This window comes from Arthrobacter sp. StoSoilB20, assembly GCF_019977295.1.
Classification (GTDB): Bacteria; Actinomycetota; Actinomycetes; order Actinomycetales; family Micrococcaceae; genus Arthrobacter; species Arthrobacter nicotinovorans_A.
Window position 1 is genome coordinate 1,458,945 of record NZ_AP024651.1, and the last position, 14,285, is coordinate 1,473,229.

13 protein-coding genes are annotated in these 14,285 nt (G+C 62.9%); 2 read left to right on the forward strand and 11 right to left on the reverse strand.

Annotated elements, in window-relative coordinates:
* Positions 1-4: 4 nt before the first annotated feature.
* The 5 genes from LDN85_RS06710 to LDN85_RS06730 all read right to left on the reverse strand — a co-directional run bounded on the left by LDN85_RS06710 (position 5) and on the right by LDN85_RS06730 (position 5,444).
* On the reverse strand, positions 5-1,693 hold the full coding sequence (locus LDN85_RS06710; protein WP_223944942.1) for an MDR family MFS transporter: 1,689 nt from the start codon (positions 1,691-1,693) through the stop codon (positions 5-7).
* The gene (locus LDN85_RS06715) at positions 1,690-2,376 is read right to left on the reverse strand and encodes a TetR/AcrR family transcriptional regulator (RefSeq protein WP_026547058.1); all 687 of its coding nucleotides are present in this window, start codon (positions 2,374-2,376) and stop codon (positions 1,690-1,692) included. The genes LDN85_RS06710 and LDN85_RS06715 overlap by 4 nt, the downstream gene beginning before the upstream one ends.
* A gap of 185 nt (positions 2,377-2,561) precedes the next feature.
* Complete coding sequence (locus tag LDN85_RS06720) at positions 2,562-3,989, reverse strand: class II fumarate hydratase (protein ID WP_026542811.1); 1,428 nt, start codon at positions 3,987-3,989, stop codon at positions 2,562-2,564.
* Between the two features lie 87 nt (positions 3,990-4,076).
* A complete protein-coding gene (locus tag LDN85_RS06725; RefSeq protein WP_026542810.1) occupies positions 4,077-4,691 on the reverse strand; it encodes a carbonic anhydrase in 615 nt (204 codons plus the stop codon).
* A 51-nt stretch (positions 4,692-4,742) separates the two neighbouring features.
* On the reverse strand, positions 4,743-5,444 hold the full coding sequence (locus LDN85_RS06730; RefSeq protein WP_223944943.1) for a DUF4245 domain-containing protein: 702 nt from the start codon (positions 5,442-5,444) through the stop codon (positions 4,743-4,745).
* A 199-nt stretch (positions 5,445-5,643) separates the two neighbouring features.
* Here LDN85_RS06730 and glpX point away from each other — a divergent pair, with 199 nt between their 5' ends.
* Positions 5,644-6,666 (forward strand): class II fructose-bisphosphatase, encoded by a 1,023-nt coding sequence (gene glpX / locus LDN85_RS06735; protein ID WP_026542808.1) that lies wholly within the window; start codon positions 5,644-5,646, stop codon positions 6,664-6,666.
* Positions 6,667-6,974: 308 nt separating this feature from the next.
* Here the strand turns inward: glpX and LDN85_RS06740 are convergent, their stop codons facing one another.
* The 5 genes from LDN85_RS06740 to LDN85_RS06760 are packed head-to-tail and all read right to left on the reverse strand — an operon-like array spanning position 6,975 to position 12,554.
* Entirely contained in the window at positions 6,975-7,910 is a 936-nt protein-coding gene (locus LDN85_RS06740; RefSeq protein WP_223944944.1) for a peptidoglycan bridge formation glycyltransferase FemA/FemB family protein, read from the reverse strand.
* A 3-nt stretch (positions 7,911-7,913) separates the two neighbouring features.
* Complete coding sequence (gene manA, locus LDN85_RS06745; RefSeq protein WP_223944945.1) at positions 7,914-9,164, reverse strand: mannose-6-phosphate isomerase, class I; 1,251 nt, start codon at positions 9,162-9,164, stop codon at positions 7,914-7,916.
* 53 nt (positions 9,165-9,217) lie between these two features.
* The gene (locus LDN85_RS06750; protein ID WP_223944946.1) at positions 9,218-10,834 is read right to left on the reverse strand and encodes an LCP family protein; all 1,617 of its coding nucleotides are present in this window, start codon (positions 10,832-10,834) and stop codon (positions 9,218-9,220) included.
* A 20-nt stretch (positions 10,835-10,854) separates the two neighbouring features.
* Positions 10,855-11,418: a 5-(carboxyamino)imidazole ribonucleotide mutase gene (purE, locus tag LDN85_RS06755; protein ID WP_026542804.1), complete on the reverse strand. Its 564-nt coding sequence runs from the start codon at positions 11,416-11,418 to the stop codon at positions 10,855-10,857.
* On the reverse strand, positions 11,415-12,554 hold the full coding sequence (locus LDN85_RS06760) for a 5-(carboxyamino)imidazole ribonucleotide synthase (RefSeq protein WP_263422092.1): 1,140 nt from the start codon (positions 12,552-12,554) through the stop codon (positions 11,415-11,417). Before LDN85_RS06760 ends, purE begins: the two co-directional genes overlap by 4 nt.
* A gap of 239 nt (positions 12,555-12,793) precedes the next feature.
* Between LDN85_RS06760 and LDN85_RS06765 the strand changes: the two genes are divergently transcribed.
* A complete protein-coding gene (locus tag LDN85_RS06765) occupies positions 12,794-13,357 on the forward strand; it encodes a GtrA family protein (RefSeq protein ID WP_223944948.1) in 564 nt (187 codons plus the stop codon).
* Here the strand turns inward: LDN85_RS06765 and LDN85_RS06770 are convergent.
* A complete protein-coding gene (locus tag LDN85_RS06770) occupies positions 13,344-14,039 on the reverse strand; it encodes a TIGR03089 family protein (protein ID WP_223944949.1) in 696 nt (231 codons plus the stop codon). The two genes, LDN85_RS06765 and LDN85_RS06770, sit on opposite strands and share 14 nt — an antisense overlap.
* Between the last annotated feature and the right edge of the window lie 246 nt (positions 14,040-14,285).

Here is a 14,285-nt window from a genome sequence, read left to right on the forward strand (position 1 = left end):
ACCGCTATCGTCCGGCGCCGGCGCGGTCCTTGTCGAACCCGTCCGAGGTGCCTTCGATTCCGCCGGAAGCAGCCAGTTCGGCTTCCAAGCGTGCCGTCTCCAGGCGTTCGGCCTCGAGCCGGATGGCTTCCTCGCCGCCAACCGCCTCGCCGCGTGCCACCATTCCGGCGGTGTCGGAGAGGGGGATCTGCTTCAGGGTGATGGCCAGGATGAGTGCGATGGCAATGAACGGCACCAAATACCAGAACACGGGCGCCAGGGAATTGGCATAGGCGTTGACGATCGCGTCCCGCAACTGTTCCGGCAACTGTGAGAGTGCCTGCGGATCCAGAGTGCTGGTGGACTGCGAAGCCTGCTCCGCTGAAGCGCCGGCACCGGTGAATGCTTCCGTCAACGACTCCGACAACCGATTGGTGAAGATCGCACCGAAGACGGCGACACCCAGGGATGCACCTACCTCGCGGAAGTAGTTGTTGGTACTGGTTGCCGTGCCGATCTGGTCAGCAGGAACGGAGTTCTGGACCACCAGGACGATCACCTGCATGATCAGGCCCAGGCCCGCCCCGAAGATGAAGAGCTGGACGCAGATCACCCAAATGGGGGTGGACGCTGCCAAGGTAGTCAGCCAGAGCATGGCCGCGATGGTCAGTGCTGCACCAAGGATGGGGTACATCTTGTACTTGCCGGTCTTGGAGATGCGGATACCGGAGTAGATGGAGGTGCCCATCAGGCCCACCATCATGGGCAGCATCAACAGGCCGGACTCGGCGGCGGACGTTCCGGAGGACATCTGCAGGAAAGTGGGGACGAAGGCGATGGCAGCAAACATGCCCAGGCCCAGCGTGAAGCCGATGGCCGTTGCGTTGATGAAGATGGGGTTCTTGAACAGGCTGAGGGGAATGATGGGGTCCTCGGCGCGGCGTTCAACCATGACGAAAGCGAACGCTGCCAGGACCATGCCCGCACCGAAGGCCCATGTCAGGGGCGAGTCCCAGCCTTCGTCCTTCTTGCCACCGAAGTCGGTGAAGAAGATGAGGCAGGTGGTGGCGGCTGAGAGGAAGAGGACACCCAGGATGTCGATCTTCTTTTCGGCTTTTTTGTTCGGCAGGGTCAGTGTGAACCAGGCGGTGATGAATGCGGCGATGCCGATAGGGATGTTGATGTAGAAAGCCCACTCCCAGGTCAGGTGGTCCACGAAGAATCCGCCCAGCAGGGGTCCGGCCACGGCGGAGAGGCCGAAGATGGCGCCCAGCGGGCCCATATACTTGCCGCGCTCCTTGGCGGGAACAATGTCAGCGATGATCGCCTGGGAAAGGATCATGAGGCCGCCGCCGCCCAGGCCCTGAATGGCGCGGAAGATGACGAAGCCCCAGAAATCTGTGGCAAACGCACAGCCCACGGACGCGAGGGTGAACAGCGCAATGGCCACCAGGAACAGGTTGCGGCGCCCAAGGATGTCACCGAATTTGCCGTAGATGGGCATCACGATGGTGGTGGCCAGCAGATATGCGGTAGTAATCCACGCCTGGTGTTCCACCCCGCCGAGCTTGCCCACGATGGTGGGCATGGCGGTGGAGACGATGGTCTGGTCAAGGCTGGACAGCAGCATGCCTGCGATCAGCGCCGAGAAGATGATCCAGATGCGTTTCTGGGTCAGCAGCAATGGTTCTGCCGCTTTCGAAATTGTACTCATGCGGGGTCCTTCGAGGTTTCAAGGGGATTGGGGCCCAGTTGCTGGTTCGTGGCCAACGGCTGGGCGAAGAGTTTCCGTGCGGCGTTGAGGTTCTGTTCGAGGATCCCGCGGTAAGGGCGGGTGTTTTCCTCCGAGAAGAACTGCTGGGCTGTCTTCTTGGAGACCGCCCCGAACAACGCCGTCGCAGTCATGACTTCGGGATGCCCGGGATCCAGCCCTTCGCGGGCGGCCACCAGGGCGGCGAATTCCCGTTCGCGCGCCTCCCCTTCCAGGGTCAGGCGCGCCAGAAGTTGTGGTTCAGCCGTGATGGCAGCGATGAACTGTTGGACTTCGGAACGGCTGATGGACGAACGCTCCATCAGGGTCACGGTGAGTACATGCAGGGCTGCCAGGAGAGTCCCGGAGATGCTGTCCGGCGTGCGCGAAGGGTTCTGGTTGAACGACTCCAAGGCCTCGGCGGGCAATTCATCCGAGAAGGAACCGATCACGGCATCTTCTTTGGAATGGAAGTAGTTGAAGAAGGTTCGGCGCGAAATCCCCGCCGCTTCGCAGACTTCTTCAACCGTGAAACCGCTGAGGCCATGCTCAGCGGTCAGGGAACGCGCGACGGCGGTAATTGCCGTCCGCGTGGCGGCCCGCTTGCGCTCGCGGAGGCCGCCGTCGATATTTGCACTATTGCTCACAAAGTAAAGTTTTGCACTCTAAGCTACAAAGTGCAAAAAGAGCCAGAAGTTTTTGTACAGCAGATGCCCTTGAGGGAGGGTCTTAGGGGCGTCTGCTGTACAAAAACTCCGGGTACGACGACGGCCGGTACCTTTCGTGCGAAAGGTACCGGCCGTCGTCGTGCGGTGAGTAAGGGCGCTAAGTGCTAAGCCTTGTGGGCGGGGGAAGTCATGGTGGTGACGTCCAGGGCCTTGTCCAGGTCGGCCTCGGAGACCTTGCCTTCGCCCTCGCCGACGAAGCCAAGCTTCTCGGTTGCCTGGCGGATGGTCAGGCCTTCTTTGACAGCGATCTTGGCGATCTTTGCCGCGTTTTCGTACCCGATGTACTTGTTCAGCGGGGTCACGATGGACGGGGAAGCCTCGGCCAGGAAGCGGGCGCGCTCAACGTTGGCGGTGATGCCATCGATCATCTTGTCGGCCATGACACGGCTGGTGTTGGCCAGCAAGCGGATGGATTCGAGCAGGTTGGCGGCCATGACGGGGATGCCCACGTTCAGCTCGAAGGCGCCGTTGGTGCCGGACCAGGCGATGGCGGTGTCGTTGCCGATGACCTGTGCGCAGACCATGATGGACGCTTCGCAGATGACCGGGTTGACCTTGCCCGGCATGATGGAGGAGCCCGGCTGAAGGTCAGGGATGGCGATTTCGCCGAGGCCCGTGTTGGGGCCCGAGCCCATCCAGCGGAGATCGTTGTTGATCTTCATGAAGGAGATGGCGATGTTGCGGAGCTGGCTGGAGCCTTCGATCAGGCCGTCGCGGTTGGCCTGTGCCTCGAAGTGGTCGCGGGCCTCGGTCAGCGGCAGGCCGGTGTCGGCAGCCAGGAGTTCGATGACGCGCTCCGGGAAGCCTGCAGGGGTGTTGATGCCGGTGCCTACAGCGGTGCCGCCGAGGGGAACTTCGGCAACGCGGGGGAGCGCGGCGTTGATGCGCTCGATGCCGTAGCGGACCTGGGCTGCGTAGCCACCGAACTCCTGGCCCAGCATGACCGGCGTAGCGTCCATGAGGTGCGTGCGGCCGGACTTGACGACGTCCTTGAACTCAACGGCCTTGCGGTCCAGCGAAGCTGCCAGGTACTCAAGGGCCGGGATCAGGTCGTTGATGAGGGCGGAGGTCGCGGCAACGTGGACGGAGGTCGGGAAGACGTCGTTGGAGGACTGCGAAGCGTTCACGTGGTCATTCGGGTGAACAACTTTCTCGCTCCCGGCGGCCGCGAGGGCGCGCGATGCGAGCTCGGCGATGACCTCGTTGGTGTTCATGTTGGACGAGGTGCCCGAACCGGTCTGGAAAACGTCGATCGGGAAGTCGCCGTCGTACTTGCCCGTGGCAACTTCATCGGCAGCGGCGGCGATGGCCTCGGCGAGCTCACCATCGAGCACCCCCAGTTCGGCGTTTGCCAGTGCAGCTGCCTTCTTCACGCGGGCCAGGGCCTCGATGTGTGTGCGCTCAAGCGTCTTGCCGGAGATCGGGAAGTTCTCCACAGCACGCTGCGTCTGGGCGCGGTACAGGGCGTTCACGGGGACGCGAACTTCGCCCATCGTGTCATGTTCAATACGGAACTCAGTGGTGGAAGTCATGGGGCTAGCTTAGGGCGGTTGGACGCCTCACAGAAAACCCGGAGGGGAGTGCTACGTGCTCCGGCACGGCGGCCGGAGCACGACTCCTTAGAGCTTGCCGATCCCGGAAACGAGGGCCGCGCGGCCTTCATCGAGTTTGTAGGACAGGCCGATCACGGCCACACGGCCGTCGTCGATGGCGTCGGAAATCACACGTGAGCTGTCAGCCAGGCGGGCGGCTGTCTGCTTCACATGCTCCACCACCATGTCGTTGACGTCGTCCTGGTTATTGCGCCGGGCCGTCAAGACCGAGGGCGTGATGCGCTCCACGAGGTCGCGGATGAAGCCGGGAGGCATCTCGCCGGTTTCCACAGCAGCCTTGGTGGCCTTCACCGCACCGCAGCTGTCATGGCCGAGGATCACGATCAGCGGGACACGGAGTTCGCTGATGCTGTACTCGAGGGAACCAAGGACTGCGTCATCAATGACCTGGCCGGCGGTTCGGACCACGAAGGCGTCACCGAGGCCCAGGTCAAAAATGATTTCGGCAGCGAGCCGGGAGTCCGAGCAGCCGAAGATCACGGCAAACGGATTCTGGTTCTCAATCAGTGACGATCGTCGCGAAGCGTCCTGGTTGGGGTGCAGGGATTCGCCGGAAACAAAACGTTCGTTGCCCTCGCGGAGACGGCGCCACGCCAGGGCTGGAGTCAGGTAAGTAGGCACGAGCCTTACTTTACGACGCGGAGAGTGCAGTCCGTGAAACTGTTGCGGCGATTACGCGGACGGTTGCGACGAAGCCGTGCCTGAGGCCGGAGCGCTTGCGTCCGGGGCCTGGTCTGCAGACTTCACGACGGCGGCGGCGAGCGTAGCGAACTCGTCAAGACTTGCCGTGCCGCTCAGGATCAGGGTGGTACCCCGGTAGTCCAGGACCATACTGCGCTTTTCCTTGCCGGAATCGCGCAGTTCCCAGTCCTGGCCCCCGGCGTTGCGCGTGCCGGTGACGGGGAGGTTTTCCGTCTGCTGCAGGACCCAGGTGGGGTTGGCCTTATTGGTCTGGGTCAGGCCAATGAAGCCCTCTTTGGGGGTCAGGAAACCAATCTCCCAGGTGGGGACACCGCTTCCGGAACCCGATTCCCACCGGGCGTAATTGGGTTTGAATGTGTCGCCTGTATCTGGGGTCACGGGTGTGAATCCCGCCACACCGGTGGCGTTGCGGGCGATCGCGGTGACATCAATATCGGGCCTGAAGCCCTCGCCCTTGGGAGCCGGGTTCATCAAGACGATGGGAAGGAAAGCGAGAACGCAGACCAGCAGCGCGATGACCATGCCGATGACCGAAGCATTGGCCCGTTTGGCAGCTTTCGCCGCAATCACGGGTTTATACGGGGCATCCGGGATGGCCTGGGCATCGGTTTCGGTGGCCGGTGCAGCGTCGGATTGGTTCTCAGCTGCGGGCTTGTCCTGCGTTTCACTCACCCCTCCATGATCCCCCATGGCAGCGGGGAACACACATCCGGGACCTCACCGGCGGTATTGCGGGCCGTGGTCATCCAACGACCTCCGGTGGACGCGGCGACTATGATCGTTGTTAGAGGAACCCCGGGTTGCCCCGCGCAACCGTGTCCGGTCCCGTGAATCGTCACTCGAAGAAGAGGTTCAAGTGTCTCCTGCACCAATGACCCAGCAGTATTCCACGATTTCGCCGTCGCTCGCCGTCGGCATCGACGAACCCGACCGCAACCTTGCGCTTGAACTCGTCCGCGTCACCGAGGCCGCGGCTATTGCCGGTGGCCACTGGGTAGGTTTCGGTGACAAAAACAAGGCAGACGGCGCCGCCGTCGATGCCATGCGTTCATTCCTTCAAACCGTCCACTTCAACGGCGTCGTGGTCATCGGTGAAGGCGAAAAAGATGAAGCCCCCATGCTGTTCAACGGCGAGCAGGTTGGTGACGGCACCGGTCCCGAGTGTGACGTCGCCGTCGACCCCATCGATGGAACCCGCCTGACCGCCCTCGGCATCAACAACGCCCTCGCAGTGCTTGCAGTGGCCGAGCGCGGATCCATGTTCGACCCCTCCGCTGTGTTCTACATGGAGAAGCTCGTCACCGGCCCCGAAGCAGCCGACATGGTGGACCTTCGCCTGCCCGTCAAGCAGAACCTGCACCTCATTGCCAAGGCAAAGGGTGTCAAGGTCAACCAGCTCAACGTCATGATCCTGGATCGCGACCGCCACCGTCCGCTCGTCGAAGAAATCCGCGAAGCAGGCGCACGCACCAAGTTCATCATGGACGGCGACGTCGCCGGCGCCATCGCAGCGGCCCGCTCCGGCACCGGCGTGGATGCCCTTATGGGCATCGGAGGCACCCCGGAAGGCATCGTCACCGCCTGCGCCATCAAGTCCCTCGGTGGTGTTATCCAGGGCCGCCTGTGGCCCACCTCGGACGACGAGAAGCAGAAGGCCATCGACGCCGGACACGACCTCGACCGCGTCCTGTCCACCAACGATCTCGTGACCTCGGACAACTGCTACTTCGCAGCCACCGGCATCACGGACGGCGACCTCCTTCACGGCGTGCGCTACCAGAAGGACCGCGTCATGACGCAGTCCATCGTGATGCGCTCCAAGTCCGGGACTGTGCGCTTCGTCGAGGCTGAGCACCACGCATCCAAGTGGGAGACGTACGCGCGCAAGCCGTAACCCCCGGGTTTAACAGAAGGACGGCGAGCATCGCTCGGCGGCTATCTCCTCGTACCTCGTCGATTTGATGCCGCTTTCGCGATACTCGCCGTCCTTCTCTGTGTCCGGCCACGTTCGGCTTCGCGCTGCTAAAGGGTGGGGGAGGGTGTGCCCGGGGTGTGCCTTCACCACCTAGTTTGATTGCGTACTCCTCGGTGCGCGCCGGGAAGCAGGGTGTGTCGGGGTCGGAGCCGGCCCAGAGTGGGTGGTGGCAGTGACACCTGATTTAGTGCGCGAGGCCGGCGGTCAGGGTTAGGGGAGGTCCGGGCCTAGCGGACTTTGTCGCGGAGCTTTCTGGCCAGCTGGTATGCCCCGTAGCGGAGTTTGTTGAGCGGGAGGTCCCAGGTGCCGGGATAGGACACTTCGCGGCCGCCGAAGGATTTCTTGAACGCCGTGAAGCCCGCCCACTTGTGGTCAGGCTGGTCCTCGGGAGCCACACCCCAGAGGTCCACGTGCTTCAAGCCCTTCTCCTTGGCATCGGCCATCAGCGTCACCAGGAGGGGGATGCCGGCACTGAGCTTGCGGTGGGTATCGTCCAGGGCAGCGTGGGCGTAGACGCGGGTGTCAGCGGAGTCGTAGGCGAAGGCGGCGGCGATCGGCTCGCCCTCCAGTTCGGCGATAAAGAGTGTTCCGCAGCCTACAGGCAGCAGGGAGGCAGCCACCTGGGTGAGGTATTCATCGCTTTGGGGTTTGAAGCCGTTCCGCGCAGCAGTCAGGTGCAGGAAGTGCAGGAGAATCCTGATGTCGGCCGGATCCTGTGAAGCCCGGAAGGTCACACCCTTTTTGTGGATGTTCCGGTACAGATTCCTGTTGGTCGGCTTCATGCCTGCCAGGACCTCTTTGAAATCTCCGTCGAGGTCCACGATCCAGCTGAGCTCGGGCTGCTGGTTTACCGGCGCGGGACGCATGCCGCGCGAGCGGAGGAGGGGACCGGCGTCGGAGGCGTTGAAACCGGAAGCGGCAGGTTCCATCCGGACGAAGACCGCATGGACCTTCCTGGCCAAAGCCACCAAAGCTGCAGTAGCGGCGTCGAAGGCTTCAACCGACTCTGCCACAGGGCCGTAGGGAGCATAAATGACCTTGCCCGCAGGGTTCTTCTCCTCGATGGCCAGGAAGCTCCAGCCAGGACCGGACTGTTCGTGGACGCGGCGGCCCAGGGAACGCTGGACGGCAGCCCAAGCGGGCGTTTGCAGGAAAAACTCCATGGATCAGTTCCCCAGCCCGGTGGTCACCGCAAAGGCGACGCTGACCTCTGTGGTGCCCTGCACGGGGTGGACGTTGACGGGAGCCTCAATGTCGGGAACAAAAGCGGCTGCACCGCGCCCAAGCCGGAGGTCGCTCTTGGGCGAGTCAAGCAGCACCGAACCTGAAACCACCACGACGACGGCTGGCCCGGTTTGTGCCAAAGGCACCGGTTCGGCGCCAGGGGCAAGTTCGATGCGCTGCAACTGGAATTCCTTGAATGGCGGGCGATAAAGTTCCTGTCCGAATTCCGTCCCGCTGACCTGCACACGAGGAACTCCCAAGGCTTCGAACCGGACGGTCTTGAGGAGTTCGGGTACGTCAACGTGCTTGGGGGTGAGCCCGCCACGGAGCACGTTGTCGGAGGAAGCCATGACTTCCACGCCCAAGCCATGGAGGTACGCATGGATATTTCCGGCCGGCAGGTACACGGCCTCGCCGGGCTCAAGGGACAGGTGGTTCAAGAGCAGGGAGATGAGGACGCCGGGATCGCCGGGGAAGGCTTCGTTGATATCCAGCATCGCAGCAAGAACCCCACGATGCGGTTCCAACGGCGCGCCGGCTGAGAAGACGGCAACTACTTCGTTGATGGCATCGGAAACCTGGCTGCCACCCTCAATGAGGCGGCTGAAGGCTGCTTTCAGGGCAGCGGGCTCCTCGGGCAGGCCGAGATCGGAAATGACGCTGGAAATCACGGGCGGGACAGCGACGGCAGCGGAATCAAGGACGCGGGCCAAGTGTTCAAAGACGGCCTTGGACCCGGCAGCAGGACGGAAGCCGCACAGAGCCTTGAACGGAGTCAACGCAAAGATCATCTCCGGCTTGTGGTTGTCGTCCCGGTAATTGCGTTCTGCCGCATCAGCGGGGATGCCGGCGGCGTTCTCGCGGGCGAACCCCTCCATCGCCTGGTCCAAGCTGGGGTGGACTTGCAGGGACAACGGCTGTTCGGCAGCGAGCAACTTGGCCAGGAACGGCAAGCGGGGGCCGAACTCCGCCAGGCTCTCCGAACCCAGGAACCGCTGGGGATCGGACTCGATCAGTGCATTCAGGGGCTGGGTAACACCGTTGGGGTGAACAGCCGTGGAGGGGGAGTCAGGGTGGGCTCCGATCCACATTTCCGCCTCGGGGCCACCGGAGGCCGGCCGCCCCAGCAAGTCTGCGATCGCCGTCGTCGAACCCCACGCATAGGGTCGCAAAACATTCTCAATCTGGTACACGAAAGAAAGTCCTTATCGTTGCGCTGGACGTGGGGTTGAACGGAGCTGCAAGCCTACAGTGGTGCGCACTGCCCGTTGGTTGCCACAAGGTCACGTATGCCTTGCTCATCGCCCTGGGCCTTGAGGCCGTTCAAGAGTTCGATGGTGATCGGGGTGCCGTCCGGTGTGGTGGTCACAGGAGTGAAATCGGCCGACGGTGAGGGAAGCTGGCCAGCCGGGCGGCTGCCTGCAACAGGCCCGGCCGCCACGATGGTTCCAGCAGCTGCGCCGTTGCCGGTCACGAGGGCGTCATCGGCCCTGGGGCCGTTGGATCCGGCGAGGGTTTCCTGGACCTTGGAGTGGATGAGGTCGAAGTCCGGGACGGTGGAGAATGACGCGTCGAAGTCCGGTGGTCCGATGGTGAGCCGTTTGACAGGCTGATTCTTGGACTTCAAGGCGAGGTCCACGAAGCTCCCCAACTGGTTGGAGGAAATGTTCGAGTCGACGACTTTGGTTCCGGCGTTGGCGATGTCTTCGAACTTGGTCAGCAGGGTGGCCGGATCAAGTTGCTTGAGCATGGCCTGCTGCACGCACTGCTGGCGTGCGATGCGGGCGTAGTCGTCCACGAACTCACGGGACCGCCCGTACCACAGGGCATGGAAGCCATCCAGGTGCTGGTCGCCGGCCGGTATCCAGCCGTCGGGCATGCCATGGATGCCGTTGGCTTCGTCAGTCACAGGGCCGCTGATGGGCACCCAGCCGCCGGCCTTGATGCGGATGCCACCCATGGCGTCAATGAGTTTGGCAAAACCATCCATGTCCACCAGCACGTAGGCCTGGACAGTGATTCCCAAGGTGCCGGAAACGGCTTCCAGAGTGGCTTGCGCTCCGGGGTCGGCCACACCGGGGTAGAGGTCCTTGTAGTTGTTGGTGACCTCGGTATTGACCGCATTGATAAGGCATTCGTCGCCGCAGTTGTAGCCGTCCGGGTAGATCTTCCGCATAGGCGAACCTTCGCTGAACTGGGCGTTCTGAAGATTTCTGGGGACCGAGATGATGGCGCTTTCGCCCGTCTTGGCATCAACGCTGATGACCGAAAGGCTGTCCGGGCGGCGTCCCGTCCTGTCGTCCCCGGCGTCCCCACCCATCATGAGGAAGTTGTAACGTCCGTCCACGGGTTCGATGGCGGGGCCGGCATCGAAGATACTGCCGATGGCATTCCGGCTGACGTTGAGGACGTAGGCGATATAACCGAGCGAACCGCTGGCAAGGATCGTTGAGGCTGCAAGGACCACGGCAATGATGGGCCGCATCCCAGGTGCCAGCAGGGCCGGCCTGATGATCCTCAAAGTGTTAAGAAAAAGGTAGGCCCACCCCAAGGCCAGGGCCACCAGGACCACAATGATCAACAGGGAACCGATTGGGTGGGTGAACACACTGAGCAACAGGGTCCGGTTGACCATGGCGATGAACAAGGTAACCAGCGCCAGGGCCCACACCGCGAGCGTCACGCGCAGCGCCACCCGGCCAAGCCTCCGGTCGCCGGCAACGATCTGGGCACTGCCGGGAATGAAGAGGGTGAGCAGGACCAGCACGAAGGCGCGTTTGGTCCGCACCGGGGCGCTGGCCCCGGACGGATAGCGAACGGGATCAGTCAGGGCGGAACCGGGCTGATTCTGAGTCTTGTGCATGGTGGTCAACCGGTGCCTTCCTAGCGGGGGCTCCGGGCTGAAGCGTTGGCCGGGGAGAAGACTTCCTCTACCTTGCGGCGCAGGTTTTCGCCCTTCTTGGTGGCGACGTCATTGAGTTCCTGGGCAAAGTCCACCAGATCAGCGCGGAGCTTCGCGGCGAGTTCGTCCGTTCCCGAAGCGAGCATGCGCACAGCAAGGAGGCCGGCGTTTCGTGCTCCGGCAATCGAGACCGTAGCCACGGGGACACCGGCAGGCATCTGGACGATGGACAGCAGGGAATCCATGCCATCCAGGGTCTTAAGGGGAACGGGGACGCCGATGACAGGAAGCGGTGTCACCGAGGCAAGCATGCCGGGGAGGTGGGCGGCGCCGCCGGCGCCGGCAATGATGACACGCAGCCCGCGTTCGTGCGCAGTCTGGCCGTAGCGGATCATTTCCGTGGGCATGCGGTGCGCGGACACGACGTCGGCTTCAAAAGGGATACCGAACTCGGCCAAGGCATCGGCTGCGGCTTCCATCACCGGCCAGTCTGAATCCGAACCCATCACGAGCCCTACCAGCGGGGCTGTTGCTTCTGACGTCATGCGCTCTCCTCAAGGGTGGTCTGCTCGGGCTTGTGGCCGTCGCGGATGATGTTGGCCACTGCTGTTGCGCGCCGGCGGACGGAGTCGACGTCGGAGACCGAACTGCCCACGAGGTTCACGTGGCCTATCTTGCGGCCGGGGCGGACGGATTTGCCATAGGAATGGACTTTGGCTGCGGGCTCGTAGGCCAAGGCCATGGGGAAGGCGTTGAAGAGGTCCTGGTTTTCCCCGCCGAGGAAATTCTTCATGACCACCACGGGTGCCAGCGCGTCGGTTGCTCCGAGCGGAAGGTCCAGCACTGCCCGAAGATGCTGCTCGAACTGGCTGGTGATGGATCCATCCTGCGTCCAGTGGCCAGTGTTGTGCGGGCGCATGGCGAGTTCGTTGATGAGGAAGCCTGCTCCGACTCCCGGGGTTTCGAACAGTTCCGCGGCCATTACTCCGGTGACACCAAGCTCGTTGGCGATACGGAGTGCCGCTTCTTCGGCAGCTGCGGCCACCTCAACGGGAATGTTCTGCGCCGGTGCAATGACTTCGTCGCAGACACCGTCCACCTGGATCGTGTGGACCACGGGCCAGGCCCGGGATTCGCCGCTGGGGGTTCGCGCCACCAGCGCGGACAGTTCGCGGCTGAAGTCCACTTTGGCCTCTGCCAGCAGGGGGCTCATTGCCTGGAACCAATCGGCAGTGTCCTGGGCGTCCGCAGCGGAGTCCACGATCCTGACACCCTTGCCGTCGTAACCACCACGGGGGGTCTTCAGGACAACGGGCCAGCCAATCCTGTCGCCGAATGCCACGAGCTCTTCAACGCTGCTGACCGCGGACCACTCCGGGTTGGGCAGGCCCAGGCGGTCAATCGCTGCCCGCATCACCAGCTTGTCCTGGGCGTTCACCAGCGCATCAGGGCCGGGCTGGACGTTGACACCGGCATCCAGAAGGGCCCTCAGGTGTTCCGTGGGGACATGCTCATGGTCGAACGTCAGCACGTCCAGGCCCTTGGAGAACTCGAGGAGGGCGTCCAAGTCCTTGTAGTCGCCGATCGGGGCTGTGGCCACGGCGGCAACAGCCGAAACGTCCACACCCTCAGCCAAAACTCGGAGTTCGAAGCCCAGGGCGGTAGCGGGCGGAGCCATCATTCGTGCGAGCTGGCCGCCGCCAACAACGCCAATTACTGGAAAAGTCACAAGGTTCAGCCTACCGAACCGGCAGCACGATCACGGATTCTGCCGCCCATAAGACCGCTTTTCCACAGCGTTACACTCGGTGCGGGAGCCGATTTTGGCCTTCTCACAGTCTGCTCAAAGGCAGCGCGCGGAAAACGGCGCTAAAATGGAATCGGCCCACCGGCCCACCTATTCAACGGCCATGGAGGGTCATGATCACCACACTTGCAGATCGCATCCGCGGACTTGCCTCGCTTTTTTGGCGTGAAGTAGCAAAGTTCGGCGCAGTCGGCGGTGTCGCTTTTGTCATTGACTCGGCCGTTTTCATCTGGCTGTTCTCCGGACCGATGCATGGCAGCGAGGTCTGGGCGAAGGCCATTGCGACGATCGTTGCAAGTGTTTTCTCGTGGGTCGCCAACCGTTTCTGGACGTTCCGCCACCGCAAGCAGGCCAACGTGGTCCGTGAGGCCGTGCTGTTCGCCGTAATGAACCTCGTGGGGCTCCTCATCGCCTCAGGGTGTGTGTGGTTCGCCAAGTACATCCTGGACCTGAACGACAAGCCGTCCCTGTTCATTGCCGGCAGCGTGGTGGGCCTCATTCTGGGCACCATTTTCCGGTTCTTTGCCTACCGGTTCTGGGTGTTCAACGAAGAGCTGGACGCTGAGCCCGAGTTCTCGCATGACCACGAGATCATCGACCTTCACCACAAGGCCAGGAGCGAGGCCGGAGCTGCCAACCCCGGCACCGGCGAGTTGCCGTCCGTTAAGAACGGCTGACCCGCTCGTTCTGCAGCAGGTGCTCAGTCACCTCCAGGTCCGGGTGGACCAAAACCACCGAACCGTCGCCGTGCCACGCTCCCAGTGAAGCTGCCAGGCAGGTTTCCAGGCCCTCGCTGGCCCGCACCAGCAGGCGGACGCCGGGTTCCTGGCCGGTCGCGAACTCTTCCATGAGCGCTTCGTGCGTGAGTTCTGAGGTGCCGCGCACTGCCGGGAGCTCCGCAGCGGCCTCGTTGTGTGCCATGAAGACGTCGCCGTGGGAGCGAACTTCCGCCGCGTAATCCACGACGTCGGATGGCAGCTCGCCCGGCCATCGCATGGCCAGGGCGGCCAGCGGCACGGCAACGACAGCGTCGAAGCCGGCCCCGGCATCGCCGTCGGGAGTGTCCGTGACGAGAAGGTCCGCGGAGGTCTGGTCGAAGACCACCTCCATTCCCAGCTGCCATGCAGCCAGCGCCCACACAAACGACTTCCAGTGCGCCGGGAGGTCCAGGCGGACGGCCATGCCTGGCTCGGCATCAAGTTCGTCCTGCAAAAGATTGCTGGTCTTGGCCACCCAGTTATCCAGGACGCGGCCGGAAAGCTCAACCCGCTCCGCATCCGGCCCGTACCAGGTCAGGCGCGGCGAGGTTGAATGGCCGGATCGCAGGGTAGTCATCAGGTTTGCTGCCGGGATGCTCATGCGTCAATCTTGCCACGGTGGTCCGGCGCCGGGCTTGGGATTAGGGCCGGCTTTGTGAATTGCGACACATGCCATTTTGTCCAGTCGGTGGGCGCTTTGGGGCGGGGGCTTAATTTTCCGCGGAAATTCAATGAAAGTTCACGTAAATTGATCCAACCCTCCCATTTCCCCGGCAGGCAGGCGGCGGCACGGGCAAAATGTTGGGCGTGGCGCATCCCACGTTTCTCCGGATTCTTGATTATTATT

Excerpts from the sequence above, each read along its gene's own strand:
- LDN85_RS06710 (WP_223944942.1), bottom strand. The coding sequence starts at position 1,693 with ATGAGTACAATTTCGAAAGCGGCAGAACCATTGCTGCTGACCCAGAAA.
- LDN85_RS06720 (WP_026542811.1), bottom strand. The coding sequence starts at position 3,989 with ATGACTTCCACCACTGAGTTCCGTATTGAACATGACACGATGGGCGAA.
- glpX (WP_026542808.1), top strand. The coding sequence starts at position 5,644 with ATGACCCAGCAGTATTCCACGATTTCGCCGTCGCTCGCCGTCGGCATC.
- LDN85_RS06740 (WP_223944944.1), bottom strand. The coding sequence starts at position 7,910 with ATGGAGTTTTTCCTGCAAACGCCCGCTTGGGCTGCCGTCCAGCGTTCC.
- LDN85_RS06750 (WP_223944946.1), bottom strand. The coding sequence starts at position 10,834 with ATGCACAAGACTCAGAATCAGCCCGGTTCCGCCCTGACTGATCCCGTT.
- purE (WP_026542804.1), bottom strand. The coding sequence starts at position 11,418 with ATGACGTCAGAAGCAACAGCCCCGCTGGTAGGGCTCGTGATGGGTTCG.
- LDN85_RS06760 (WP_263422092.1), bottom strand. The coding sequence starts at position 12,554 with ATGATGGCTCCGCCCGCTACCGCCCTGGGCTTCGAACTCCGAGTTTTG.
- LDN85_RS06765 (WP_223944948.1), top strand. The coding sequence starts at position 12,794 with ATGATCACCACACTTGCAGATCGCATCCGCGGACTTGCCTCGCTTTTT.
- LDN85_RS06770 (WP_223944949.1), bottom strand. The coding sequence starts at position 14,039 with ATGAGCATCCCGGCAGCAAACCTGATGACTACCCTGCGATCCGGCCAT.